The sequence below is a fragment of the Flavobacterium denitrificans DSM 15936 genome, from assembly GCF_000425445.1.
Lineage (GTDB): Bacteria > Bacteroidota > Bacteroidia > Flavobacteriales > Flavobacteriaceae > Flavobacterium > Flavobacterium denitrificans.
Genome location: NZ_AUDL01000008.1, coordinates 397,825 through 422,920, shown reverse-complemented (window position 1 = coordinate 422,920; position 25,096 = coordinate 397,825). Strand labels below are relative to the sequence as shown.

Here is a 25,096-nt window from a genome sequence, read left to right as displayed (position 1 = left end):
TCAATGAAAAAGATAACTTACGTTCTTACATTATTGTTTGTTTTATTAATATCCTATAATGGACATGCGCAGGATTTGCTTAAGTCTAAAGATTTAAGTACAGTAAAAGTCGATTATTTGTCAGATGATGATTTGGCAAAAATTAGTACCCAGTTAAAGAGTAATAATGCAACTCTTGATCAAGTTGAACCAATGGTACTATCTAAAGGGATGAGCCAAACTGAGTTTAATAAATTAAAAGTTAAGCTTGCTGAATATGAAAAGAAAATAGCAAAAGATTCTGGCAAAAATAAAGATTCTGACAAAGAAAACAAGCTGAAAAAAAACGATAAAGATTCTGATTTTGGTAGAAAGCAAGAAAAAATTAAAAATGATAAAGTAAAAGATTCATTAAATGCTTTGATTTTCGGATCTGAATTGTTTGATAATCCAACTTTAAATTTTGAGCCAGATCTAAAATTGGCAACGCCATTGAATTATGTTTTAGGTCCTGGTGATGAGTTGCAAGTGAGCGTATATGGAGTTCAGGAGTATAATTCAAGTATTCCTGTAAGTGTTGAAGGTAGAATCACTATTGATTATGTTGGGCAAATTGCTGTTTCAGGAATGACAATTGAAGCTGCAACGCAAAAGATAAAAGCGGCAATTGCAAGAGTTTACAGCACAGTAAGATCCGGTCAGTCACAAGTTAGTGTTAGTTTGAGCGGAATAAGAACGATTAAAGTAACAATTGTTGGTGGAAAACAACCTGGTAATTATTCAATTTCATCGTTGGCGACTGTTTATAATGCATTGCATTTAGCCGGTGGTCCAGGAAAAAATGGAAGCTATAGAAATATTGAATTGCTAAGAAATAATAAAGTTTATAGAAATATTGATATTTATAAATTTTTGGTAAAAGGAGATCAGTCTGATAATGTTACGTTGAAAGATAATGATGTCATTAGAATTCCTTCTTATACAGACAGAGTTGTAGTTGAAGGTGAAGTTAAGCGTCCTGGAATCTTTGAAATGAAAAAAGGAGAAAAATTCTCTGATTTGTTAAATTTTGCTTCTGGATTTAATGAGTTTGCTTATACGGCTTCAGTAAATGTATTACAAAAAACAGGAAAAGAGTTCAAAGTTCATGATATCAATGAAAGTGAATATAGTACCTATACTCCAAAGTCAGGAGACGTTTTTAAAGTTACAAAAATTTTAAATCGCTTTGAAAATCGTATTAAAATTGAAGGAGCTGTTTTTAGACCAGATTATTATTCATATAGTGAAGGAATGCGAATTTCGGATCTTATTACAAGAGCAGAAGGGCTTAAAGAAGATGCTTATACAAAAAGAGCTAGAATTATACGTTTAAAAACAGATTTGACAACCGAAATTGTCAATGTGGATTTAGGAGGTGCATTGTCTGGAGATCTAAATGCTGATATTGAATTAAAAAGAGAAGACATTGTGACAGTGTATTCTATTTTAGATTTTAGAGAAGAATACAAAGTAACGATAGACGGTGAAGTTAAGAATCCTGGTGAGTACGAATATTTTGAAAATTTAACGTTGAATGATTTAGTTGTTCAAGTTGGAGGTCTTACAGGTTCTGCATCGAAAAGAGTGGAAATTGCAAGAATGGTAAAATCTGACGAAATAGACGATGCGGATCCAAAACGTGTGGAATTAGTTGAGCTTGAAATTACTGCAGATAATAATGAACAAGTAAAGAATTTTATTTTAAAACCTTTTGACGTCATCAACATCAGAAAAATGGCAGTTTACGAAAAACCTCAAATGGTTACAGTTTCTGGTGCGGTAGGTTATCCAGGTAAATATGTTCTAGCAAACAAAAAAGAAACTGTTTACAATGTTGTGATGCGAGCTGGTGGATTAACTTCTATTGCCAATTTAGATGGAATGAAAATTAAAAGGCCAATTAAGCAAGAACAAATTGAAAAGATAGAAAGCGTTGATTTGAATTTGTCTAAAAATGATACACTTAAGGAGAAATTGTCGAAAAAATTAAAGGAAGATTTGAAATACGCCACTATTCCAGTTAACTGGGAGAAGATTGTAAAGGATAAAAATCATTATTCGAATGTAACTCTGTTTCCAGGTGATGAAATTGAAGTTGCTATTTATAATGAAGGTGTAAAAGTTACTGGAAATGTATTATTAACTTCTGAAATTCCATATAGAAATGGTAAAGGATTTAAATACTATATCGATGCTGTGGGTGGTGTTGATAATAAAGGATGGAAGAAAAAAGCATATATAATTTACCCTAATGGTAAAGCATCAGTTACAAAATCTTTTTTGTTTTTTAGATCATATCCTACAGTTGAACCAGATTCGCAAATTGTAGTTCCTGAAAAACCGGAGACAAGAAAAATGTCAGCAGGAGAATGGATAAGTATCGGAAGTGTCTTGACTAGTTTAGCAGTATTAATTGTAACTGCTTTTAAATAGAATTTTTTAAATGGAGAAAAAAAATATCGATACCGAAGAGATTTCAATGAAAGAACTAATCGGAAAAGCAAAAGATTGGAGCCAATATTTAATAAGTAAGTGGAAAATTATCGTTTTTGCCGGAGTTTTAGGAGCATTTTTAGGATTGGCTTATTCTTTTATTAAAAAAACTGCATATACTGCAACATTAACATTTGCATTAGAAGATGAAAAATCCGGAGGAGGATTAGGAGGAGCTTTAGGACTGGCTAGTTCATTTGGAATAGATTTAGGAACTGGTGGCGGGAGTATTTTTACTAGTTCTAATTTAGCTGAATTGTTTAAATCTCGTAAAATGGTCGAGCAGACTTTATTGACTCCCGTAAAAGTAAATGATAAAGTAATATCTTTGGCTGAAATGTACATTCAAAATAATGAATGGAGAAAAAAATGGAATGATGACTCTGAGTTTAAGAACATAGAATTTTCTCCACAAACTCAAAGAAAATATTTTACTCGCGTTCATGATAGTATATTGGGTGAGATTTATAAAGATTTGTCTAAAAATTCTTTATCTGTTGCCCAAAAGGATAAAAAAATATCCATCATATCAATGGATATGACCTCTAATAGTGAATTGTTTTCCCTTTACTTTTGCGAAGCGTTGGCTAGACAGGTTGGTAAATTTTACGTAGAGACAAAAAGTAAAAAAGCCAGGATGAATATGACAATTTTAGAACGTCAAGTCGATTCAGTACGTGGCGAATTGAATAGTGCTATTACAGGAGTAGCAGTGGCTAATGATAATGCTTTTAATTTAAATCCAGCACTCAATGTACGACGAACTCCTTCTGCAAGAAGACAAGTAGATGTACAGGCAAACACGGCAGTTTTGACAGAACTTGTTAAGCAATCTGAGTTAGCAAAAGTTACCCTTCGTAAAGAAACTCCTTTAATTCAAATAATAGATCAACCTATTTTGCCTTTAAAAAATGATAAATTAAGTAAAGCAAAAGGTTTTGTATTCGGAGGAATAATAGCTGGTTTTTTGGTAGTATTATGTTTGTTGTTTAAGAAAATGTTTAATGAATTAAGCGCTTAAATAGCATAAAAAAAAGCAGTTTTGAAATTTAAAGCATTCTAGTTCGCAAATTATCTTATTTGGCAGACTTAAAAATTTCAAATCTATGAGTAAATGTCTAGTATAATTTGTGCACTTATAAAATTGAAATTCACAGATTAAGGAAATCAATTTTTTTAAACACTTAGTAAATAAACTAAAGAAATTGTTTTTAGATATTCTGAAATATAAGGTAATTCTTTGATAATATACTAAGTTGTGTTGGTTGCCAAGAGATAAGTATAAATATGATTTTCATTTCTTTATAAAACTACAGTTTTTTTGACATTTATTGATTGCGAGAATAAGAATGTATCGTGACTTTTTTAGTGCTAAAAATATAAAAAAATAAATGCAGAAAAATAATTCAAATAGTAGTCGGATAGCTAAAAATTCCATTTTATTATATATAAGAATGGTTGTTGTCATGATTATTAACTTATACACTGTTCGAATTGTATTAAAGGCTCTTGGTGCTGTTGATTATGGAATTAATGATGTTGTAGCTGGTGTTATAACAATGCTTATTAGTTTGTCGAGTGTTCTCTCAACAGCAACACAAAGGTATTACTCATCTACTATTGGCGATAATAAAATAAGTAGGCTTCAAGATATTTTTTCAACAAGTATAAATATCTATTTTATTTTATCACTTGTTGTGATAATCTTTGGAGAGACAATTGGTTTGTGGTTTGTAAATCATTATTTAGTTATACCTGACAATCGAATTAATGCTGCAAATTGGATTTATCAATTCTCGATTTTTTCCTTTATTTTCACTTTCCTACAGGTACCTTATTCTGCGGCAGTAATAGCTCGTGAGGATATGGGAATATTTACGGTTATCAGTACTGCAGAATGTCTTTTAAAATTTTCTGCAGCCTTATTGCTTTTTGTGATTCCAAAAGATAGATTAATTGTTTACGGAGCTAGTTTATTATTAACTTCTTTTCTGATAATGATCTCGTATGTTCTAATTGGTTATTTTAAATATGAAGAATGTCGTTATAAAATACAAACTGAAAGAAAATTATTTAGAGACTTAATTTCTTTTTCAGGATGGTCATTATTTGGTTCTTTGGCCGGAGTTGGAATGTCACAAATTACTACGATTTTAATTAACTTGTTTTTTGGTCCCTTATTTAACGCTGCGAGGGCTATATCCTTCCAGTTTAATTTTGCATTAAGTTCATTGACTGCAAGTTTTTTAATGGCACTTAGGCCGCAAATGATTAAATCTTATGCTGAAGAATCATATTTATATTTAAATAAGATTTTTAATTTAAGTAATAAGGTTATTTATTATGGATTGCTAATAGTCTCCTTACCACTTATTTTTGAGATGAATACTGTTTTAATGTTTTGGTTAACCAAAGCTGATCCAGAGACTGTAGTATTTTCTCGACTTATTTTGATTTACACCCTAATAATGTCATTAAATAATCCTATTTCAATAATAATCCAAGCTATTGGCCGGGTTAAGGAGTATCATATACCAGTAGAAACGATTACGCTTTTATGTGTTCCAGTAACATATATTTTGTTTAAACTAGGTTTTCCAGCTTATTCGACTTATATAGTAATGATTTTGGCAGCTATATTTTCGCATTTTATCAGATTAATTTGCCTTAAAAAATTTTATAAAGCATTCGAGTATTCCCAGTATATTAAATCGTTTATTATTCCGGCATTAATTATAACATTATTATCTTCTTTATTAATTTTTATAATATCAAAAAGTTCCATTACTTCATTTGTTAGATTGCCAGTAATTTTTTGTGTGTCTGCATTATCGGTTGGATCATTAGTTTTGATGTTTGGTTTGTCTAAGAGTGAAAAAGAGGACATCATCAAGTTTTCCATCTATTTTAAGAAAAAAATAGGTTTATCATCATGACGATCACAAAAATTTTAAGTAATGCAATTATACTTTTCTTTATTTTAAGCTGGATAGCTACAATTATATTATACCAAGTTAAGAAAAAGCATTTCGATGCAGGGAGTGTACTTTTATTTTCATATCTGTTATATGCGGTTATGTCATTGATTTTATTTAATAATCCATATTATAGTTTCAATGAAATGTCAATATTTCCCTTTATATATTTGTATTTGATGCTTATGTTGGCTTTTTCTCCAGTCTTACGGTATGATTACAATAAAATAGATGAAATTCAAAAGCCTCCAACTATTTTTTTGAATTTAGTTTGCATCATTTTTATTGCCGCTTGCTTAATGCAAGTGCCTACTATTATTTCTGATTTTGCTCTTAATATAGTTAGATTGTTATTTGTTTCTTCTGGTGGACAGGATTTATATAATGAGGCAATGGCCGACAGTTATTCGTTAGGGGATGGTAGTATATCAAATCTTTCGTCGATTATTTCTAATGCCTATGGTAATTTCGGTATTCTTTTATTTTTTTATTATTTATCGTTAAAAAAGAGGAATAAGTTCATTATGATTGGACTGTTTATTTCATCCATTATAAGTATTTTAAGTAATATTTCACTTGGGCAAAGAGGCCCCATTCTTGAAATTGTCCTTTCTATGATTATTACTTATTTTGCTTTGAGAAAATTTTATCATCCAAAAGTTAATAAAATAGTAAAGAACACTGGAATTGTTCTTTTGATAGCAACAATTGTACCTGTAGCCGCTCTGACAGTAAGTCGTTTTGGTGAAAGCGAGGAAGGGTCAGAATCATCTTTGTTCTTTTATGCAGGGCAAGAAAATTTATATTTTAATAATTACGGTTTAGATAATGGAGGAATAAGGTATGGGGACAGAACTTTCCCTTTTTTTAAACGTATGCTAGGTTTTGAGAATGTGCCTGAGAATTTTTGGGATAGAAGATCAAAATATCCAAATTTACAGATAAATGATGAGGTGTTTATTGGTTTTGTTGGTGATTTTACTTTAGATTTTGGGCCATTTATTGCACCTATAATTTTTATACTTTTTACAATATTTGTTTTAAATAATACAATTGTCAGGAACGGCAGACTTCTTTTTCATCAGTTAATCCTGCTTCATTTTGTGATGTCTCTCTGTATGCTTGGGGGTATGAAATTGTATCCATTTTCTGATCTTGGCGGAAATTTGCAACTTATTGTTTATGTTCTTGCTTTTTTGTTCTTTAGATTGATTTATGCTTATAGTTTAAAAAGAGAACAGAGATAAATAGGGTAATTTTTTTAATATTTTATAGTTTTTTTTAATAATAACAAACAGTTTTTGATTTTTTGAAAATGATAAATAATCACAATACAGATTATCCTTTTTTTACGGTTATCATACCTCAAAAGGACAGAGCTGAATACTTAATACATACTTTAAAAACTTGTATTATACAAGATTATCCAAACTTCGAAATAATAATTTCAGATGATTGCAGTTCTGATAATTCTGTTGAGGTTGTTCGCGAATTAATGAAAAATGATTCAAGGATAAAATTGTTTGCACATGATCATCATTTGGGTATGAGGGAAAATTTCGAATTTGCGCTTAGGCAAGTTAAAAAAGGGTATGTTATGGCTTTAGGGGGAGATGATGCTCTTGTTCCTGGTTGTATATGGCGTATGCATGAAATTTTAACTAGTACAAAGAGGGAATTACTTACATGGACTCCCGCTGGATTCACCTATCCTGATCATGAAAATGGTAAAAATATATTTTATGTTAAAAGAAAAAGAAACGCAGGAATAGAATTTATTAATTCCGAGACCTTTTTAAATAAAATATCCCGCACATTTTTATATCAGATTGATGAATGTCCAATGCTTTTTATGAAAGCAGTTGTCTCTACATCACTAATTGAAAGAGTAAAATCTAGAACAAGCGATAATAGTTTTTATTATTGTGCTACTCCAGATGGATTTTCCGGTGTTGTATTAGCTGGAGAAGTTGAAGATTACGCTTTTACATCAGAACCCTTGTCTATAGGTGGTACTACAGTTAAATCTCAAGGAAGAAATTATCAGAGAACTGACAGCAAATCAAAAGAAGAAGCCCAGCAATTTTTTAAGGATAATATTCAGAAAAAGATGCACAATCAGTTAGCTTCGCAAGAATACTCTCCCTTGGTTACCTTAATGACAGCTGATTATTTGTTAACTGCAAAAGATTTACCAGGTTGGCCTGGGAAATTTGATCCAATTTCGTTTGAGGGACTCATTCGTGCATCGTTTAAATTAATTGAAGGCGGTACATTTGAAAGTGAAGTTTTAGCGAGAGAATTAAAAATACTTAGAGAAATAGCTAAACAGCATAATTTGTTAGATTTATTCAATAAATTATTAAGTACTACAAAGCGAAAAGTTTATATAAAGGATGAAGTTTTTGGATTTGTGATTACAAATTCAATTCGATTTGAAGGGACCGAATTGGGTATTAAAAATATTTTTGACGCCTCTCTTGCTACCAATTTTGTTTATAATTTTTATAATAGATTTTCTTTTAAGACTATGCTTTCTCTTTTAAAAAATACAAGAAAGATACTGGTAAGAAGCAAGAAATATAAATTAGAAGACCTTCCGAAAATATAATAAATTATTTAATTGAAAATATGTCATTATTTAAAAATAAAACCCTGTTAATTACTGGCGGTACTGGATCTTTTGGAAATACAGTATTATCTCGCTTTTTATCCACCGATATTGGAGAAATTCGTGTTTTTTCACGTGATGAAAAAAAGCAGGACGATATGCGTCATGAGTTTCAATCTAAAATGCCTGAAACTGCTCATAAAGTTAAATATTACATAGGTGATGTAAGAGATTTAGCCAGTCTTAAAAATGCCATGCATGGAGTAAATTATATTTTCCATGCCGCAGCATTAAAACAAGTTCCTTCTTGTGAGTTTTTTCCCTTAGAAGCTGTAAAGACAAATGTTATAGGTACAGATAATGTACTTACTGCAGCGATTGAGGCAGAAGTAGAGACAGTAATTTGTCTATCAACAGATAAAGCCGCTTACCCGGTTAATTCAATGGGAACTTCTAAAGCCATGATGGAGAAAGTAATTGTTGCAAAATCACGTACTGTGAGCAATGAAAAGATAAAAATTTGCTGTACTCGGTATGGTAATGTCATTGCTTCTCGCGGATCTGTTATTCCTTTGTGGATTGAACAAATTCGAAATAATCAGCCTATTACATTGACAGAATCTTCAATGACTCGTTTTATTATGTCACTCGATGAAGCGATTGACCTTGTCCTTTTTGCTTTTGAAAATGGAGCAACAGGTGATGTACTAGTGCAAAAAGCTCCTGCATGTACAATTCGAGTTCTTGCTGAAGCTGTTTGTGAATTATTTGATTATGATAAAACGAATATTAAAACTATTGGAATTCGTCATGGTGAAAAGATGTATGAAACACTATTGACGAATGAGGAGTGTGCAAATGCTGTTGATATGGGCAATTTTTACAGAGTTCCCTCTGATAATCGTGATCTAAATTATGCTAAGTACTTTGTTGATGGAAATACAGAAAGAAACTTATTGACAGAATTTAATAGTAATAATACTGAACTTTTAGATGTTGAACAAGTAAAAAATAAATTACTCTCAATTGATTATATTCGTGAGAAACTTAACAAATAAAAGCAAATTTATATGAATTTTTTTGTTTTAGGTTGTAATGGGATGGCCGGACATATAATATCCTTATATCTAAAAGAACAAGGTTATTCAGTTCTTGGTTTTGCAAGAACTAAGTCAAAATATGTAGAAAGTGTTGTTGGTGATGCTTTTGATACAGAATTGTTGAAGAAAATTATTTTAGAAAATAAGTTTGATGCAGTTGTTAACTGTATTGGAATGCTTAATCAATTTGCAGAGCAGAATAAGGCTTCCGCCTCATTCATGAATTCTTATTTACCTCATTTTTTAGCAGAGATAACTACTGATACTGATACACAAATAATTCACATGAGTACAGATTGTGTTTTTTCTGGTAAACGAGGCGGTTATACGGAAGAGGATTTTTGTGATGGTGAGACTTTTTATGACAGGTCTAAAGCTCTTGGTGAACTATCTGATCAAAAAAACATAACATTTCGTAACTCAATTATTGGTCCTGATATTAATATAAATGGCATTGGTCTTTTAAACTGGTTCATGAGTCAAAGTGGTGAAATTAATGGCTATACTAAATCTATATGGACAGGACAAACAACACTTCAACTTGCTAAAACTATTGAAAAGGCAGTTTTGGAAAAAGCACATGGTTTATATAATGCCGTACCAGATCATTCTATTTCAAAATTTGAACTTTTAAAACTTTTTAACCATTATTTCAAAGATGATTCTTTAAAAATAAATGCTGTTGAAGGAATAATGGCTGACAAATCACTCATTCGTACCAAATATGAATTTAATTACTTAATTCCGGATTACGAAACCATGATTGCTGATTTAGCTGAGTGGATTAAAAATCACAAAGATATGTATCCGCACTATAATCTATTTAATTAAATAATATGAAGAAATTAAAACTTATGACGATTGTAGGAACTCGTCCTGAGATTATTAAAATGTCATCAATAATAAAGAAGAGTGACAAGTATTTTGATCATATCATAGTTCATACAGGGCAAAATTATGATTATTCATTAAACGAGGTTTTTTTCAAAGATTTAGGTTTAAGAGAACCGGACTACTATCTTGGTGTGGTTGGAGAAAATCTTGGTCAAACAATGGGCAATGTAATTTCTAAGTCATATGAATTAATGCATAATGTTAAGCCTGATGCTATTATTGTTTTAGGAGATACAAATTCATGTTTAAGTGTTATTTCTGCTAAACGTCTTAAAATTCCAATCTTTCATATGGAGGCAGGAAATCGTTGTAAAGATGAAAATTTACCTGAAGAAGTTATTCGTCGAATTGTAGATGTTACCAGTGATGTAAATTTATGTTATTCTGAACACGCAAGACGATATATACTTGAGTCTGGAGTTAGGCCTGAATATACTCATGTAGTAGGTTCTCCAATGGCGGAAATACTCAATGGAGGAATGAAGGAAATAAATGATAGCAATGTATTAGAGACATTAAAATTAGAAGCTGGAAAATATATTTTACTTTCTGCCCATAGAGAAGAAAACATAGATATTGAAAGTAATTTTTATTCGCTCATGAATTCTATAAATGCGATGGCGGAAGAATATAAAATTCCAATATTGTATAGTTGTCATCCTCGTTCAAAAAAGAATATTGAAAGGATTGGATTCAAATTCCATGAAAATGTTATTTTAAACGAACCACTTGGTTTTTTTGATTATAATAAACTACAACAGAATGCTTTTTGTGTAGTATCGGATAGTGGAACTTTGCCAGAAGAAAGTGCTTACTTTAAATTTCCTGCAGTTTCAATAAGAACATCAACGGAAAGACCAGAAGCAATTGAAAAAGGAGTTTTTACAATTGGCTCGATAACATCTGAACAAATTTTGCAAGCCGTTTATTTAGCTGTCGAACTGCACAAAAATGAAGAAAAATCAAGCGTTGTATCGGCTTACAAAGATGAAAATGTATCTACAAAAGTAATTAAACTTATTCAGAGCTATACTGGTATAATTAATAAAATGATCTGGAAGAAATAGAGAATTAAGTTTTTAAGATCTTTGATTTCTATAGACTTTTAATAAATAATGAAAAAATGAAATTACTAATATTAACTTCCGAATATCCTAATCCTAATAGTACTTTTGATACTCCTGTTGTCCATTATTATGCAAAAGAATGGGTTCAACAAGGACATGAGGTTCGTGTTGTTCATTTTAGGTCAGTTTTTCCACGATTTTTCTATTTTTTTGCTAAAATTTTCCAGACACTTTTAAAAAAAATTTTCCAAACAGATTTTATACCCTTTGTTAGATTAAATAAAAGAGTTGAATTTACTCATGAGGATATTAATATAATAAGCCAACCTATTTTTAAAATATTCCCTCATTTTAAGTTTTTTAATAGTACAATTAGAAAACAAGCAAAGATTATTTATAATGACAATTTGAATAAAAAATTTCAGCCCGATGTAATTATTTCGCATTTTGTTAATCCACAATTACCTTTAATTACAGAGCTTAAAAAATATTATCCAACTGTAAAAACTTCATTAGTACTGCATGAAAATCCAAAAGTAATTTCTGATTTATTTGGTTCAAATGCAAAACAGTTGTTAAATAATTTAGACTATGCAGGATTTCGTTTTGACGAAATGAAAAATAATTTTATAAGGTTATTTGGAGAAAGAAAGAATGTTTTTATTTGCCCTTCTGGAATTCCTGAGAGCTATATTTTATCAGAAACTCCAGAGACAAAATTTAGAGGAAATAAAATTTCAATCTGCTTTGTAGGAATGTTAATCCCGCTTAAAAATATTGATATTCTGCTTGAAGCTGTAAATTTGGCATTTCCAGATCGAAATTTCACATTAGAAATATTAGGAGAAGGAATGTTGCACGAAAAAATTTCGCAAAAAATTGTAGAACTTGACTTAGGACAATGCGTTACCATGCTGGGTAAATTGTCAAGAGATGAAGTGCAAAAGAAAATGATTGAAAAAGATGTTTTTGTAATGGTAAGTAAGCCCGAAGCTTTTGGTTTAGTATATGTTGAAGCAATGAGCAAGGGATGTATTACTATCGGAACGATTGGTCAAGGAATTGATGGCGTTATAAAACATGGGGAAAATGGATTTCTCTGTGAAGCAAGAAATGTAGAAGCATTAAAAAACTTGCTTATAGAAATAAATCATATGTCATATGAGGATAAAATGCTTGTAGCAAATAAGGCAATTGAAACAGCATCACTTTTAACTGATAGTAAAGTTGCATTAGATTATTTAGAAAAGATAACTATTAATAATTAGTTTTATATGCTTTTAGAAGACGTCAAAATAATTAATCTTCCAAAAATTGAAGATCAGAGAGGTAATTTGTCATTTTTGGAATCTAATAATCATATTCCTTTTAAAATTAAAAGGGCATATTGGATTTATGATGTGCCTGGTGGTTTTGCAAGAGGTGGTCATGCATTTTTAGAACAACATGAATTTATAATTGCATTATCGGGTAGTTTTGATGTAATTGTTGATGATGGAAAAGTAAAGAAAACTTTTACTTTAAATAGGTCATATTATGGTCTTTACATTCCTTCAACGCTTTGGAGAGAAATGAATAACTTTTCAACCAATTCATTGGCTATGGTTTCAAGTTCAACATTATTTTCTGATGATGATTATGTTAGAGATTATGATCAATTTTTAAAGTTAAAGGGAATTTAATATGAAAGAGAGCACTGTTTATGGCTGCGGTTTAATTGAGTTAAATAAAATACATAATAGGGCTGGCAACATAACTATTATAGAGGAGAACAAAAGCGTTCCTTTTTCAATTGAAAGGATATATTATTTATATGATATTCCAGGTAATGAGAGTAGAGGTGGTCATGGTCATAAAGAGTTACATCAATTGATTGTTGCAGCTAGTGGAAGTTTTAGTATTACATTAAATGATGGACATATTAAAAGAACTTTCTTTTTAAATAATCCAAATGTAGGGTTGTTAATTGTACCAGGTATTTGGAGGGAACTTGATGATTTTTCTTCAGGTTCTGTTTGTTTGGTACTGGCTTCCCACTTGTATAATGAGTCTGATTATATCAGAGATTTTCAGGAATTTATAAATTATAAAAAATAGATGATACATAAATTAGCAGAATGTATTAGTGAACAAGTGCATGAAAGCACAAATATATGGCAATATGTTGTTGTTCTTAAAAATGCAAAAATTGGTAGCGATTGTAATATCTGCGCGCATTGTTTTATTGAAAATGATGTGGTAATTGGAAATAATGTAACGATTAAAAATGGGGTCTATCTTTGGGATGGTATAACTATTGAAGACAATGTTCAGATCGGTCCAAATGTAACTTTTACTAATGATAAATATCCACGTGCAAAAATGCCTTTTGAATTGCAAAGAACACTAATTAAGAGAAATGCCTCGATAGGTGCAGCATCGACAATTTTAGGAGGAGTAACGATTGGAGAAAATGCTATGATTGGTGCTGGAAGTTTGGTTACAAAAGACGTTCCTGATAATGAACTATGGTTGGGAAGCCCTGCAAAATTTATAAGAAAAATTGAAAAATAATATGATTCCATTCTTAAATCTAAAGAAAATAAATGATGAATTTTCAAATGAAATTCAAGATGCTATAAACAAAGTAGTTTCTTCTGGATGGTATTTGCAAGGCGAGGCAAACAATACATTTGAAAAAAAATATTCTAATTATATAGGCACAAAACATACTATTGGTGTAGCTAATGGTTTGGATGCTTTAAGACTTATTCTGAGAGCCTATATAGAAATTGGTGTAATGAATGAAGGTGATGAAGTAATAGTTCCAATAAATACATATATCGCATCGGTATTGGCAATTACTGATAACAATTTAGTTCCAGTTTTTGTAGAACCGGATCCTAAAACACTTCAGATAGATGATAATAGAATCGAAGAGGTTATTTCAGATAGAACTAAAGCAATTATGATTGTGCATCTTTATGGAAGATGTAGTTATACTGATAGAATTGGAAATTTATGCAAGAAATATAATTTAAAACTTATAGAAGATAATGCCCAAGCTCATGGTTGTTTATTTGGCGATATAAAAACAGGAGCAATTGGCGATGCCTCAGGACACAGTTTTTATCCAGGTAAGAACTTAGGGGCTTTAGGAGATGCAGGAGCCGTTACTACTAATGATGATGAGCTAACAAAAACAATTAGAGCCTTAGCTAATTATGGTTCAAGTGAAAAATATGTAAGTAAGTATAAAGGATTGAATAGTAGATTAGATGAAATTCAAGCTGCAGTACTGGACGTAAAATTAAAATATCTTGATAGAGATATCCAGGCAAGAAAGCATGTGGCTCGAAGGTATATGAATGAAATAAAAAATTCTTTAGTTGTTATCCCAGCACTTTCAGATTGGAATAGTCATGTATTTCATTTATTTCCAATTTTTTCAAAAAACAGAGACGAACTCCAGGAATATCTTAAAGCTAATGAAGTGCAGACCTTGATTCATTATCCGATTCCCCCTCATAAACAGTTATGTTACAAAGAGTATAATGAAATGTCATTTCCAATAACAGAACAAATTCATAATGAGGAACTAAGCTTGCCAATTAGTCCTGTTATGACAGAAGAGGAAATTACAAGTGTTATTACCGCAATTAATAACTGGAGTTTGTAGTGAAAAAAGTTTGGTTAATTAATCCAGCAGCGATGCCTCCAAAATTTGAGGCAAGAATTCAGACTCTTAAGCGTGCACAATATTTACGTTTAAGCGGCTATGATGTAACAATTATAAGTGGAAGTTTTTTGCATAATACAGATATCAATTTAATTGATGACAATAAATCTCCATATAAATTTGCAGAATATGAAGAAGGACAAAAGTTTATTCACATACGAACATCTAATTATAATTCTAATGGCTTAATTAGGATTTATAGTATTTTGCAATTTTATTTTAGGCTTTGGTGGTACGCATCTCGTTTTGAAAAACCTGATTTTATTTCCCATATAGCTGCAGTTCCTTTCGGCAATATTACTTATTTTGTCGCAAAAAAAATTAAAGCCAAATTTATTGTTGATATTGTCGATTTATGGCCGGAATCTTTTGTAGCTTATGGGTTAGTATCTAAAAAAAATCCATTAGTAAAACTTGCATATTGGGCTGAATATTGGCTCTATAAAAAAGCAGACTTGCTTATTTTCTCAATGGAAGGAGGAAAAGATTATATTAAAGAAAGAAAATGGGATATTGGTCAAGGGGGTAAAATAGATCTCAATAAAGTGCATTATATCAACAATGGTGTAGATTTAAAAGACTTTGATTATAACAAAATAAATTATAAAATAGCAGATGATGACTTAGAGAATGATCACATTTTTAAAGTTATCTATATCGGATCGATTAGACTTGCTAATAATGTTATGCAATTAGTAGAAGCTGCTGAGCATTTAAAAGATGTATCTGATATTAAATTTTTGATTTACGGTGATGGAGAAGATAGATCAACCTTAGAACAATATTGTAAAGATAATCAAATTGAAAATGTTGTTTTCAAGCAAAAATGGGTGGAGCTAAAATATGTGCCTTATATTTTGAGTAAGAGTTCTTTAAATATATTGAATTATAAACCAAGTTCAATTCTTCGTTACGGCGGTAGTCAAAGTAAATCTTTTCAATACATGGCAAGTGGAAAACCTATTTGCGCGAATGTAGAAATGAATTATTGCCCTATTAAAAAGTTTAATATTGGGATAGGGAAAGAATTTAAAAATTCTAAAGAATATGCAGATGCAATTTTGTCTTTTTATAAAATGGATAAGGATGAATACAATACAATTTGTGTTAATGCGAGAAAATCTTCTGGGAATTATGATTATAAGTTGTTGACGGAAAGATATGTTGAATTGATTAATGGAATTTAGAAGACTTTATAATGGAATATAGAAATGAAAAAGTTGTTATTATTGATTATGGTATGGGAAATATCGGATCAATTGATAATATGTTAAAATACTTGGGAGTAAAAGCTGTTATAAGTTCAGAACCAAGTGTAATTTCGGATGCGGATAAAATTATTTTGCCTGGAGTTGGTCATTTTGATCGAGCTATGACAAATATCAAAGATCTGGGGTTGATGGATGTACTTAAAGAAATGGCTTTAGTTAGGAAAAAGCCTTTTTTAGGAATATGTCTAGGAATGCAAATTATGTGTGAATCCAGTGAAGAAGGCACATTGCCAGGCCTCTCATTTATTAATGCAGAAGTTAAAAAGTTTGAGTTTGGAACAGATTCTAAGCTTAAAGTCCCTCATATGGGATGGAATAAGATCTATATTAATAAATCATCAGATATTTTGGATGGTTTAGATGATGATTCTAGATTTTATTTTGTCCATTCCTATTTCGTAAAATGCAATAATGAAACAGATATACTTACAAAAACAACATACGGATTTGATTTTGTATCTTCTTTTCAATTTGATAATTTGGTAGGAGCACAGTTTCATCCAGAAAAAAGCCATCGTTTTGGGGTTACATTATTTAAAAACTTTTTAGAAAAATATTAATGCTTAGGACAAGAATAATACCAATTCTACTGTTAAACGATGGAGGACTCGTTAAAACAGTGAAATTTTCGAAAGATAGATACATTGGAGATCCAATTAATGCTGTTCGAATTTTTAACAAAAAAGAAGTTGATGAATTAGTATTATTAGATATCGGTGCTAGTAGAAATGGAATATCTCCAAATTTCGTAGAGATTAAAGAAATTGTTTCGGAAGCATTTATGCCTATTGGATATGGTGGTGGCATTTCAAAAATGGAACATATCGAACAATTGTTTAATATAGGTGTAGAGAAAGTAATTTTAAATTCGGTTATTTTTGAGAACAAAGAATTAATTGAAGAAGCGATAAAAATTTATGGCAGCCAAAGTATTGTTGCCTCAATAGATGTTAAAAAAGATATTTGGGGGAGTTACAAAATTTATTCAAATAGTGGAAAAAAGAAGCAAAATATAAGTTTGGATAACTGTATTAAGTTAATACAAGAAATAGGTTTTGGAGAATTAGTAATTAACAATATTGATAAAGATGGAACCATGCAAGGATATGATTTGGATCTCATTGAAAAAGTTACTGAAATGCTAGATATACCAGTTGTTTCTGTGGGAGGCGCTAGTACAATCTCTGATTTTACTAAAGCCATAAAAGCAGGTGCTTCGGCTGTTGCAGCTGGATCAATGTTTGTTTTTCAAGGTGTACACAGAGCTGTCTTGATAAGTTACATTACAGCAGATCAACTTGAACAAGAATTAAAAAAATAATCATATTAATCAAAAAAATGAATACAGTAAAAGTTTGTAGCCGTTGTATAATGGATGAAACGGCAAAAGAAATAACATTCGATAATGATGGAGTTTGTAATTTTTGCCATAATTATGATAATGTACTTGTTAACGATGTACATACTGATAAAGGAGGTGAAGAGAAATTAGAGAAATTAATTGAAGAGATAAAGCGCAAAGGAAAAAATTCAAGATATGATTGTTTGATTGGATTAAGCGGAGGTGTAGATAGTTCATATGTTGCTTATGTCATCAAAAAAAAATATGGACTTCGAGCTTTTGCTATTCATCTTGATAATGGGTGGAATACAGAGTTAGCTGTTGCAAATGTAGAACAAATTGTTAAACGTTTAGATATCGACCTTGATACTTATGTTCTAGATTGGAAAGAATTTAGGGATATTCAGACTTCATTTATAAAATCGTCGATTTCTAATATTGAAATCCCTACCGATCATGCGATTTGGGCGCTTTTGATTAAGACGGCTGCTAAAATGAAAATTCCATACATCATAGCAGGTAATAATGTTGTTACAGAATCGATCATGCCAGAATCATGGTTATATGGATCTAAAGATTCAAAATTAATAAAATCTCTTCACAAACAGTTTGGAAAAGTTAAGATGAAAACTTATCCAAGTTTGTCAACATTGGATTATATTGATTATTTGTTGATTAGAGGAATTAGATGGGTTCCTATTTTAAATTATATACCTTATAATAAAGCGGAGGCAAAACAAACGCTTATTGATGAACTTGGATGGCAGGATTATGGAGGAAAGCACTATGAATCTATATTTACTAGATTTTTTCACGCTTTTTATTTACCAGTTAAATTTGGTTACGATTTAAGAAAATCATATTTATCGGCATTGGTTTGTTCGGGGCAAATTTCTAGAGATGAAGCTTTAGCAGAAATTAGCAAACCACCAGCGCCTAAGGAAATGTTAGATCAAGATAGGGATTACGTAATTAAAAAATTAGGTCTAAGTGAAGATGAATTTGAGAGAATTATGAAATCGCCAAATAAAACGTATGCAGATTATCCTAATAATGAAGGTTTGTGGAAAAGATTTCATGGCGTAATTCGAATTGCAAGAAATTATATTATCCGAGTTGGTTAACAGTAAAACACTTTTTTTAAGTTTTAAAGAGAATGAGAAGATTAACTGTCAGGAATACTGAAAGTTGCTTAATATTTTAAACGAAATGACATGGAAATAAGAGATTTAAATATCTCAGATGTGAAAAAAGTAGCAGAAGTTCATGAAAAATCTTTTAAAGATTTTTTCTTAACATCTTTAGGCAGACACTTTCTTGAAACATATTACGCAGCTTCTATTAATAACAATAAGAGCATTGGAATCGGTTTATTTGATAATGAAGAAAAGTTATACGGATTTGCTACAGGTACAAGTAAATCACTTGGATACCATAAAACACTTTTGTTGCAAAATAGCTTTCTTTTTTTTAAAAGTCTTTTACTTGTTTCATTAAATAGACCAAAAGTTATCTTTAGACTATTTAAAAATATAAATAAAAAATCGGATAAAAAAGATGACAAACAATATGCAGAGTTGTTGTCTATCGCTATTCTACCAGATCTTAAAGGTTCCGGTTATGGAAAAGTTCTATTAGATGAATTTGAAAAAAAAGCGAAATTTCATCAAGCATCAAAAATTGCTTTGACTACTGATTATAATAATAATGATAATGTTATAAAATTTTATAACAAATCAGGTTATGAAGTATATTATGATTTCATAGCTTACCCAAATAGGCATATGTATAAATTGATAAAAAAGTTAGATGAAAAGGATAATTGATTTTTTATTTTCTTTAATCGGTCTAGTTATTTTAATAATACCTTTCATATTTATTGCACTGTTGATCAAAATTAAAATGCCTGGTCCTGTTTTTTTTGTTCAGTCTAGAGTAGGTAGAAATGGTAAGCTCTTCAAGCTCTTTAAGTTTAGAACAATGAGTGTGGCTTCGGGAAAAACAAGTGGCAGCTTTGATGCGGGAGATTCTTCACGTATTACCCCTCTGGGAAGTGTATTACGTAAAACTAAAATGGATGAATTACCACAATTAATAAATGTTTTCGTTGGTGATATGTCTATCGTAGGGCCGAGACCAGAAGTGCAACAATGGACGCAAATTTATCCAGATCAATGGAAAATTGTTCATAGAATACGCCCAGGAATAACAGATAATGCTTCGATAATGTTTAGGAATGAAGAAGAAATATTAGCTAATTCTCAGGACCCAACACTAACATATAAAGAAGAAATTTTGCCTAAAAAACTTAGAATGTATATTGACTATGTCGAGAATCATTCTGTTTTGATGGATGCGAAAATTATTTTAACAACAATCAAAGAAATAATCATAAAATGAGTACAATAACTAAAATTCCTTTTTCTAAAATTTTCATAGGAGATAGTGAAAGAAAATATTTAAATGAGGTATTAGATTCTGGCTGGTTAACTACGGCAGGAAAAACACTTGAGTTTGAAAAAAAATTTGCTGATTTTATTGGAGCCAAATATGCTTGTGCTGTAAATTCTTGTACAGCCGCATTGCATCTCGGAATCGATGCATTAGGAATAAAAGCTGGAGATAAAGTACTTATACCAAGTATGACATTTGCAGCAACCGGAGAAGTTGTAAGGTATATTGGCGCAGAGATAATTCCAATCGATACAGAATATGGTACTAATTTGATTACACCAGAGATTTTAGAAAAAGCAATAGAAAAACATAAAGACATTAAGTTGTTAATTGTTGTTCATTATGGTGGTCAAGCTGCTCAAATCAAAGAATTAATTGAGATTTGTAATCGTCATGGAATAAAAATTATGGAAGATGCAGCTCATGCATTTCCAACTCGAAAGGATGGGCAATTAGTAGGCACTTTTGGAGATATTACTTGTTTTAGTTTTTATGCAAATAAAACAATAACAACGGGAGAAGGAGGGATGCTAGTCACTAATGATGAAAGTGTGTATAAGAGGGTGAAAACCATGCGTTTGCATGGGATTAATAGAGATATATGGGATCGATTTACATCAAAAACTCCATCTTGGGAATATGATGTTATTGATGCTGGATACAAATATAATATGCCAGATTTAGCTGCTGCTATTGGATTAGGACAGTTAGAAAAAGCTGAATTGTTTAGATCTGAGAGACAAAAGGCAGTAGAGTTTTATTATGAAAAATTGAAAGATTTATCAATGATAGATTTGCCAATATGTCATGGTGAATTGGAAGATCATGCTTGGCATTTATTTCCAATCGTTTTAAACCAAAAAGCTTCAATCTCTAGAAATGAATTTATTGAAAAAATGTCGGAACAAGGAGTGGGTACTTCTGTACACTACAAACCGATTCATCAATTAACTTATTATAAAGAACGATACAATTTGATTAAAGAAGATTATCCAAATGCCGAGTTAACTTGGTCAGGAAACGTTTCTTTGCCATTATATCCTTATATGACTAGTGAAGAACTGCAATACATTGTTGATGCAGTTAAAAATATATTAGCTTAGTCTAGATTGTTAGAATAGTGTGTAAATAGAGTTTATTTTAAATTAACTATATTATATTGAAACAAATTAAACTTCCTAATTTAATAAAAGGAGGAATTCATACAGATGAACGAGGGCAGATTTCGTTTATTAATGATTTTAAATTTGATATTATTGAGCGATTTTATATTATTTGTAATTCAGATGAGTATCCATTAAGAGGCTGGCATGGGCATAAAATCGATAATAAATTTTTTTATTGTGTCCATGGAAAAGTTAGGGTACATTTTGTAAAAATAGACAACTGGGAATCTCCTTCAAAGGACTTACAGATAGAAAACATATTACTTACTTCAGAGGAAAGCAACATACTTCATATTCCAGAAGGTTATGCTAATGCTATTGAATTTTTGGAATCAAGTTCAAAATTAATATCATTTACAACATTACCTCTGACTAATGTAGAGGAGGATAGTGTTCGTTATCCCTTTGATTATTGGCTTATTAATGAATAAAAAAATATATTTATCGTTATGTCAAGAAAGCGGATTTGAAAAAGAATACATTACAAAGGCTTTAACTACGCAATGGATTACTACCGGAGGTTCTAATGTTGACGAGTTCGAAAGTGTATTGGAAAATTACTTAGGACAAAATTCTTTTGTTTCGGCTTTAAATTCAGGAACTTCAGCAATACATCTCGCTTTAATTTTGCTAGGCGTTAATAAAAACGATGAGGTTATTTGTCAAAGCATGACATTTTCGGCATCTGCTAACCCTATTTTATATCAAAATGCAACTCCTATATTTGTTGATAGTGAGTGGGACACTTGGAATATTTGTCCCAAACAATTGGAGATTGCGATTAAAGATAGAATTAGAAAAGGGAAAAAGCCAAAAGCGATCATTGCAGTTCATTTATATGGTATTCCATATAAAGTTGATGAAATTCATGCAGTTGCAGATAAATATTCTATTCCTATAATAGAGGATAGTGCTGAAGCCTTAGGGAGCACCTATAAGGACAGAAAATGTGGTACTTTTGGTGATTTAAGTATATTTTCATTTAATGGAAATAAAATTATTACTACTTCAAGTGGTGGAGCTTTAGTTGCTAGAAACCTTTCTCAAAAAAATAAAGCTATTTTTTACTCAACCCAAGCTAAAGACCAAGCAGTACATTATCAGCACAGTGAAATTGGATATAATTACAGAATGAGTAATATTTGCGCAGGGGTAGGGTTGGGACAAATAAAAGTACTAAATGAAAATATTCTTAGAAGAAAAGAAAATCATAAATTTTATAAAGAGATTTTTGATCAGATAAAAGATGTGAAACTTTTGCAAGTTTTAAATGAGGACTATGAATCTATTCATTGGTTAAATGCAATCTTAATATTACCGCAAAGTGGGAAAAGAAGTGAAGATTTAAGAATTGCGTTAGATCAAGAAAATATTGAGAGTAGGCCTTTATGGAAGCCAATGCATTTACAGCCAGTTTTTGAAAAATATCCTTATTATGGAGGAAAAGTTGCTGAGAGCTTATTTGAAATGGGATTATGTTTGCCTTCAGGATCCAATTTAACAATCGAAGAAATGAATAGAATTAAAAAAGTGATTTTTAATTTTTTTAAAAATAAAAAAGATTTTTAGTGTATATGAAAATTAAGGAAACATATATTAAAGATTTACTAATAGTCGAACCCATAATTATCAAAGATGAAAGGGGCTATTTTTTTGAATTGTATAATAAAAAAAAATTTTCTGATTTTGGAATTGATATAGAATACGTTCAGGATAATCAGTCTTTTTCAAAGCAAAATACTTTGAGAGGATTGCATTATCAAAATCCACCTTTCGCGCAAACTAAATTATTAAGTGTATTACAGGGAGAGATTATTGATGTAGCTGTAGATTTGAGGAAAAAATCTGCTACGTATGGAAAAGCATTTAGCATACTATTATCTGCGGAGAATAAAAAACAATTATTTATTCCGCAAGGTTTTGCCCATGGTTTTTCTGTAATAAGCGAAACGGCTTGTGTAATGTACAAATGTGACCAATTCTATAATAAGGCTTCTGAAGGAGGAATTAAATATGATGATCCATCTCTGAATATTGATTGGGGAATGGATTTAAATGATGCAATTGTTTCAGACAAAGATCAAGTTCTACCTTTCATTGAAAATTGTAATAGCTTGTTCTAAATGAAAAAAATTCTTGTAACGGGAGCAAATGGACAGCTAGGGTCAGAACTTAGAGTTCTAGCTGAAAATTATAAAAATTATGAATGGTTTTTTGCAGATCGCATTGAGATAACATTAAACAACTTGGAGTTGCTTAAGACACAGTTAAATAACATTAATCCTGATGTGATTTTTAATTGTGGAGCTTATACAGCAGTTGATAAAGCAGAAATTGAAAAGGAAACAGCCTTTATAATAAATCATTTAGCAGTTGAAATAATTGCAAAATTTACTTCAGAAAATAATGTGAAGTTAATTCATGTTTCTACTGATTACGTTTTTGATGGCACTTCTTCAATTGCTTTAAATGAAGAGGCGCAAACAAATCCAATTAATCTATATGGACAAAGCAAATTGGCGGGAGAGATTGCATGTTTAAAAGAAAATCCAGATTCAATCATTATTAGAACTTCATGGGTATACAGTAAATTTGGTAATAATTTCGTTAAAACTATGCAACGATTAATGCAGGAAAGAGAAGCGATAAATGTAGTTAACGACCAAATTGGCTCACCAACTTATGCCCATGATTTGGCGAAAGTAATGATTGATATCGTTGAATCTCCAAACTGGATTCCTGGAATTTATAATTATTCAAATGAAGGTGAAATAAGTTGGTACGACTTTGCGTTGAGTATTAAAGAATTAGGCAGGTACAATTGTAATGTAGTAGGCGTGCCATCATTATCTTATTTTACTCCTGCTAAACGCCCAAAATTTTCATTATTAGATAAGAAAAAAATTAAAGAGATTTACAATTTAGATATTCCAGATTACAAGGAAAGTTTAAAAAAAATGTTTTGAGCAAATATGAAATGATTTAAAAGATTTAGGTATATAGTTTCAACTTAAGGGAAATCTAAAATCTAAAATCTAAAAATCTAAAATCAATTTTATGAAAGGAATAATATTAGCTGGAGGTTCTGGTACCCGTTTACACCCATTGACATTAGCAATGAGTAAGCAAATGATGCCCATATATGATAAACCGATGATTTATTATCCATTATCAACTTTGATGATGGCCGGTATTAATGAGATTTTGATTATTTCAACTCCTCATGATTTGCCTAATTTTAAAAAACTTTTAGGTAATGGAAATACGATTGGTTGTAAGTTTAGTTATGCTGAACAGTTAATACCTAATGGTTTAGCTCAAGCTTTCGTAATTGGAGAAGAGTTTATTGGTAACGATGATGTAGCTTTAATACTGGGAGATAATATATTTTTCGGTTCAAATATGCAAGAGCTTTTAAAATCAAATACAAAACCACAGGGAGGAGTTGTTTTTGCTTATCATGTTTCAGATCCGGAGAGATATGGAGTAGTTGAATTTGATGAAAATTTTAAAGCAGTTTCTATAGAAGAGAAGCCACTCGAGCCAAAATCAAGTTACGCAGTTCCTGGATTGTATTTTTATGACAATTCTGTTGTGGAAATTGCAAAAAATATTGAGCCAAGCGCACGTGGTGAATATGAAATTACTGATGTGAATAAAGTATATTTGGAACGAGAAGCTTTAAAAGTAGGTATTTTAAGTAGAGGTACTGCTTGGCTTGACACAGGAACTTTTAACAGTTTGATGCAGGCTGGTCAATTTGTACAAGTTCTTGAGCAAAGACAAGGACTGAAAGTTGGTTGCATTGAAGAAATAGCGTGGAGGCAAGGTTTTATTAATGACGATCAACTTCAAAAAATAGCTATGCCTTTAGTTAAATCAGGATACGGAACATATTTGTTAGATTTTATAAAAGCAAAAGAAAAAAGAGGATAAATTTAATTTCTTTTAGAAATAACGATTTAAGCCTTTAATTTGTATTTT

General features: G+C 30.7%; 25 protein-coding genes. All 25 read left to right on the top strand.

Translation table 11 applies throughout. The features are described from left to right. Window positions 1–3 precede the first annotated feature (3 nt). The 25 genes from H600_RS0105445 (at window position 4) to rfbA (ending at window position 25,048) form a co-directional block, all read left to right on the top strand. Window positions 4–2,454, top strand: a complete 2,451-nt coding sequence (locus H600_RS0105445; RefSeq protein WP_026727846.1) for an SLBB domain-containing protein — start codon at window positions 4–6, stop codon at window positions 2,452–2,454. Window positions 2,455–2,464: 10 nt separating this feature from the next. Beyond that, on the top strand, window positions 2,465–3,535 hold the full coding sequence (locus H600_RS0105440; RefSeq protein WP_026727845.1) for a Wzz/FepE/Etk N-terminal domain-containing protein: 1,071 nt from the start codon (window positions 2,465–2,467) through the stop codon (window positions 3,533–3,535). A gap of 370 nt (window positions 3,536–3,905) precedes the next feature. Then, the gene (locus tag H600_RS0105435; RefSeq protein WP_026727844.1) at window positions 3,906–5,450 is read left to right on the top strand and encodes a lipopolysaccharide biosynthesis protein; all 1,545 of its coding nucleotides are present in this window, start codon (window positions 3,906–3,908) and stop codon (window positions 5,448–5,450) included. Continuing rightward, a complete protein-coding gene (locus H600_RS0105430) occupies window positions 5,447–6,736 on the top strand; it encodes an O-antigen polymerase (protein ID WP_026727843.1) in 1,290 nt (429 codons plus the stop codon). Before H600_RS0105435 ends, H600_RS0105430 begins: the two co-directional genes overlap by 4 nt. A gap of 68 nt (window positions 6,737–6,804) precedes the next feature. Beyond that, window positions 6,805–8,100 (top strand): glycosyltransferase family 2 protein, encoded by a 1,296-nt coding sequence (locus H600_RS0105425; protein ID WP_035108380.1) that lies wholly within the window; start codon window positions 6,805–6,807, stop codon window positions 8,098–8,100. Between the two features lie 20 nt (window positions 8,101–8,120). Beyond that, window positions 8,121–9,158 (top strand): polysaccharide biosynthesis protein, encoded by a 1,038-nt coding sequence (locus H600_RS0105420; RefSeq protein WP_026727841.1) that lies wholly within the window; start codon window positions 8,121–8,123, stop codon window positions 9,156–9,158. 12 nt (window positions 9,159–9,170) lie between these two features. After that, on the top strand, window positions 9,171–10,031 hold the full coding sequence (locus H600_RS0105415; RefSeq protein WP_026727840.1) for an SDR family oxidoreductase: 861 nt from the start codon (window positions 9,171–9,173) through the stop codon (window positions 10,029–10,031). 5 nt (window positions 10,032–10,036) lie between these two features. Beyond that, window positions 10,037–11,161, top strand: a complete 1,125-nt coding sequence (wecB, locus tag H600_RS0105410; RefSeq protein WP_026727839.1) for a non-hydrolyzing UDP-N-acetylglucosamine 2-epimerase — start codon at window positions 10,037–10,039, stop codon at window positions 11,159–11,161. A gap of 56 nt (window positions 11,162–11,217) precedes the next feature. After that, window positions 11,218–12,429 (top strand): glycosyltransferase family 4 protein, encoded by a 1,212-nt coding sequence (locus tag H600_RS22495; RefSeq protein ID WP_026727838.1) that lies wholly within the window; start codon window positions 11,218–11,220, stop codon window positions 12,427–12,429. 6 nt (window positions 12,430–12,435) lie between these two features. Continuing rightward, the gene (locus H600_RS0105400; RefSeq protein WP_026727837.1) at window positions 12,436–12,843 is read left to right on the top strand and encodes a sugar 3,4-ketoisomerase; all 408 of its coding nucleotides are present in this window, start codon (window positions 12,436–12,438) and stop codon (window positions 12,841–12,843) included. A gap of 1 nt (window position 12,844) precedes the next feature. Then, window positions 12,845–13,258 (top strand): sugar 3,4-ketoisomerase, encoded by a 414-nt coding sequence (locus H600_RS0105395; RefSeq protein ID WP_026727836.1) that lies wholly within the window; start codon window positions 12,845–12,847, stop codon window positions 13,256–13,258. After that, window positions 13,259–13,714: an acyltransferase gene (locus tag H600_RS0105390; RefSeq protein ID WP_026727835.1), complete on the top strand. Its 456-nt coding sequence runs from the start codon at window positions 13,259–13,261 to the stop codon at window positions 13,712–13,714. A 1-nt stretch (window position 13,715) separates the two neighbouring features. Beyond that, a complete protein-coding gene (locus H600_RS0105385) occupies window positions 13,716–14,819 on the top strand; it encodes a DegT/DnrJ/EryC1/StrS family aminotransferase (protein WP_026727834.1) in 1,104 nt (367 codons plus the stop codon). Next, on the top strand, window positions 14,819–16,066 hold the full coding sequence (locus tag H600_RS0105380) for a glycosyltransferase family 4 protein (RefSeq protein WP_026727833.1): 1,248 nt from the start codon (window positions 14,819–14,821) through the stop codon (window positions 16,064–16,066). The genes H600_RS0105385 and H600_RS0105380 overlap by 1 nt, the downstream gene beginning before the upstream one ends. Before the next feature lie 11 nt (window positions 16,067–16,077). After that, entirely contained in the window at window positions 16,078–16,710 is a 633-nt protein-coding gene (gene hisH, locus H600_RS0105375) for an imidazole glycerol phosphate synthase subunit HisH (RefSeq protein WP_026727832.1), read from the top strand. Continuing rightward, window positions 16,710–17,471, top strand: coding sequence for an AglZ/HisF2 family acetamidino modification protein (locus H600_RS0105370; protein ID WP_026727831.1), 762 nt, complete (start codon window positions 16,710–16,712; stop codon window positions 17,469–17,471). Before hisH ends, H600_RS0105370 begins: the two co-directional genes overlap by 1 nt. 17 nt (window positions 17,472–17,488) lie before the next feature. Further along, window positions 17,489–18,616 (top strand): N-acetyl sugar amidotransferase, encoded by a 1,128-nt coding sequence (locus tag H600_RS0105365; protein WP_084157354.1) that lies wholly within the window; start codon window positions 17,489–17,491, stop codon window positions 18,614–18,616. A gap of 90 nt (window positions 18,617–18,706) precedes the next feature. After that, window positions 18,707–19,318, top strand: a complete 612-nt coding sequence (locus H600_RS0105360; protein WP_026727829.1) for a GNAT family N-acetyltransferase — start codon at window positions 18,707–18,709, stop codon at window positions 19,316–19,318. Next, window positions 19,302–19,892, top strand: a complete 591-nt coding sequence (locus H600_RS0105355; RefSeq protein ID WP_026727828.1) for a sugar transferase — start codon at window positions 19,302–19,304, stop codon at window positions 19,890–19,892. Before H600_RS0105360 ends, H600_RS0105355 begins: the two co-directional genes overlap by 17 nt. Then, on the top strand, window positions 19,889–21,049 hold the full coding sequence (locus H600_RS0105350; RefSeq protein WP_026727827.1) for a DegT/DnrJ/EryC1/StrS family aminotransferase: 1,161 nt from the start codon (window positions 19,889–19,891) through the stop codon (window positions 21,047–21,049). The genes H600_RS0105355 and H600_RS0105350 overlap by 4 nt, the downstream gene beginning before the upstream one ends. A gap of 56 nt (window positions 21,050–21,105) precedes the next feature. Beyond that, window positions 21,106–21,543: a WxcM-like domain-containing protein gene (locus tag H600_RS0105345; protein WP_026727826.1), complete on the top strand. Its 438-nt coding sequence runs from the start codon at window positions 21,106–21,108 to the stop codon at window positions 21,541–21,543. Next, on the top strand, window positions 21,536–22,681 hold the full coding sequence (locus H600_RS0105340; RefSeq protein WP_026727825.1) for a DegT/DnrJ/EryC1/StrS family aminotransferase: 1,146 nt from the start codon (window positions 21,536–21,538) through the stop codon (window positions 22,679–22,681). Before H600_RS0105345 ends, H600_RS0105340 begins: the two co-directional genes overlap by 8 nt. A 5-nt stretch (window positions 22,682–22,686) precedes the next feature. Beyond that, entirely contained in the window at window positions 22,687–23,235 is a 549-nt protein-coding gene (rfbC, locus tag H600_RS0105335; RefSeq protein ID WP_026727824.1) for a dTDP-4-dehydrorhamnose 3,5-epimerase, read from the top strand. Beyond that, window positions 23,236–24,078 carry a dTDP-4-dehydrorhamnose reductase gene (gene rfbD / locus H600_RS0105330; RefSeq protein ID WP_026727823.1) on the top strand — a complete coding sequence of 281 codons (843 nt, stop codon included), beginning with the start codon at window positions 23,236–23,238 and terminating at the stop codon, window positions 24,076–24,078. 91 nt (window positions 24,079–24,169) lie between these two features. Next, the gene (rfbA, locus tag H600_RS0105325; RefSeq protein ID WP_026727822.1) at window positions 24,170–25,048 is read left to right on the top strand and encodes a glucose-1-phosphate thymidylyltransferase RfbA; all 879 of its coding nucleotides are present in this window, start codon (window positions 24,170–24,172) and stop codon (window positions 25,046–25,048) included. Window positions 25,049–25,096: the final 48 nt, after the last annotated feature.

Coding starts and splice junctions, on each gene's coding strand:
- H600_RS0105445 (WP_026727846.1), top strand. CDS start 4: ATGAAAAAGATAACTTACGTTCTTACATTATTGTTTGTTTTATTAATA.
- H600_RS0105440 (WP_026727845.1), top strand. CDS start 2,465: ATGGAGAAAAAAAATATCGATACCGAAGAGATTTCAATGAAAGAACTA.
- H600_RS0105435 (WP_026727844.1), top strand. CDS start 3,906: ATGCAGAAAAATAATTCAAATAGTAGTCGGATAGCTAAAAATTCCATT.
- H600_RS0105430 (WP_026727843.1), top strand. CDS start 5,447: ATGACGATCACAAAAATTTTAAGTAATGCAATTATACTTTTCTTTATT.
- H600_RS0105425 (WP_035108380.1), top strand. CDS start 6,805: ATGATAAATAATCACAATACAGATTATCCTTTTTTTACGGTTATCATA.
- H600_RS0105420 (WP_026727841.1), top strand. CDS start 8,121: ATGTCATTATTTAAAAATAAAACCCTGTTAATTACTGGCGGTACTGGA.
- H600_RS0105415 (WP_026727840.1), top strand. CDS start 9,171: ATGAATTTTTTTGTTTTAGGTTGTAATGGGATGGCCGGACATATAATA.
- wecB (WP_026727839.1), top strand. CDS start 10,037: ATGAAGAAATTAAAACTTATGACGATTGTAGGAACTCGTCCTGAGATT.
- H600_RS22495 (WP_026727838.1), top strand. CDS start 11,218: ATGAAATTACTAATATTAACTTCCGAATATCCTAATCCTAATAGTACT.
- H600_RS0105400 (WP_026727837.1), top strand. CDS start 12,436: ATGCTTTTAGAAGACGTCAAAATAATTAATCTTCCAAAAATTGAAGAT.
- H600_RS0105395 (WP_026727836.1), top strand. CDS start 12,845: ATGAAAGAGAGCACTGTTTATGGCTGCGGTTTAATTGAGTTAAATAAA.
- H600_RS0105390 (WP_026727835.1), top strand. CDS start 13,259: ATGATACATAAATTAGCAGAATGTATTAGTGAACAAGTGCATGAAAGC.
- H600_RS0105385 (WP_026727834.1), top strand. CDS start 13,716: ATGATTCCATTCTTAAATCTAAAGAAAATAAATGATGAATTTTCAAAT.
- hisH (WP_026727832.1), top strand. CDS start 16,078: ATGGAATATAGAAATGAAAAAGTTGTTATTATTGATTATGGTATGGGA.
- H600_RS0105370 (WP_026727831.1), top strand. CDS start 16,710: ATGCTTAGGACAAGAATAATACCAATTCTACTGTTAAACGATGGAGGA.
- H600_RS0105365 (WP_084157354.1), top strand. CDS start 17,489: ATGAATACAGTAAAAGTTTGTAGCCGTTGTATAATGGATGAAACGGCA.
- H600_RS0105360 (WP_026727829.1), top strand. CDS start 18,707: ATGGAAATAAGAGATTTAAATATCTCAGATGTGAAAAAAGTAGCAGAA.
- H600_RS0105355 (WP_026727828.1), top strand. CDS start 19,302: ATGAAAAGGATAATTGATTTTTTATTTTCTTTAATCGGTCTAGTTATT.
- H600_RS0105350 (WP_026727827.1), top strand. CDS start 19,889: ATGAGTACAATAACTAAAATTCCTTTTTCTAAAATTTTCATAGGAGAT.
- H600_RS0105340 (WP_026727825.1), top strand. CDS start 21,536: ATGAATAAAAAAATATATTTATCGTTATGTCAAGAAAGCGGATTTGAA.
- rfbC (WP_026727824.1), top strand. CDS start 22,687: ATGAAAATTAAGGAAACATATATTAAAGATTTACTAATAGTCGAACCC.
- rfbD (WP_026727823.1), top strand. CDS start 23,236: ATGAAAAAAATTCTTGTAACGGGAGCAAATGGACAGCTAGGGTCAGAA.
- rfbA (WP_026727822.1), top strand. CDS start 24,170: ATGAAAGGAATAATATTAGCTGGAGGTTCTGGTACCCGTTTACACCCA.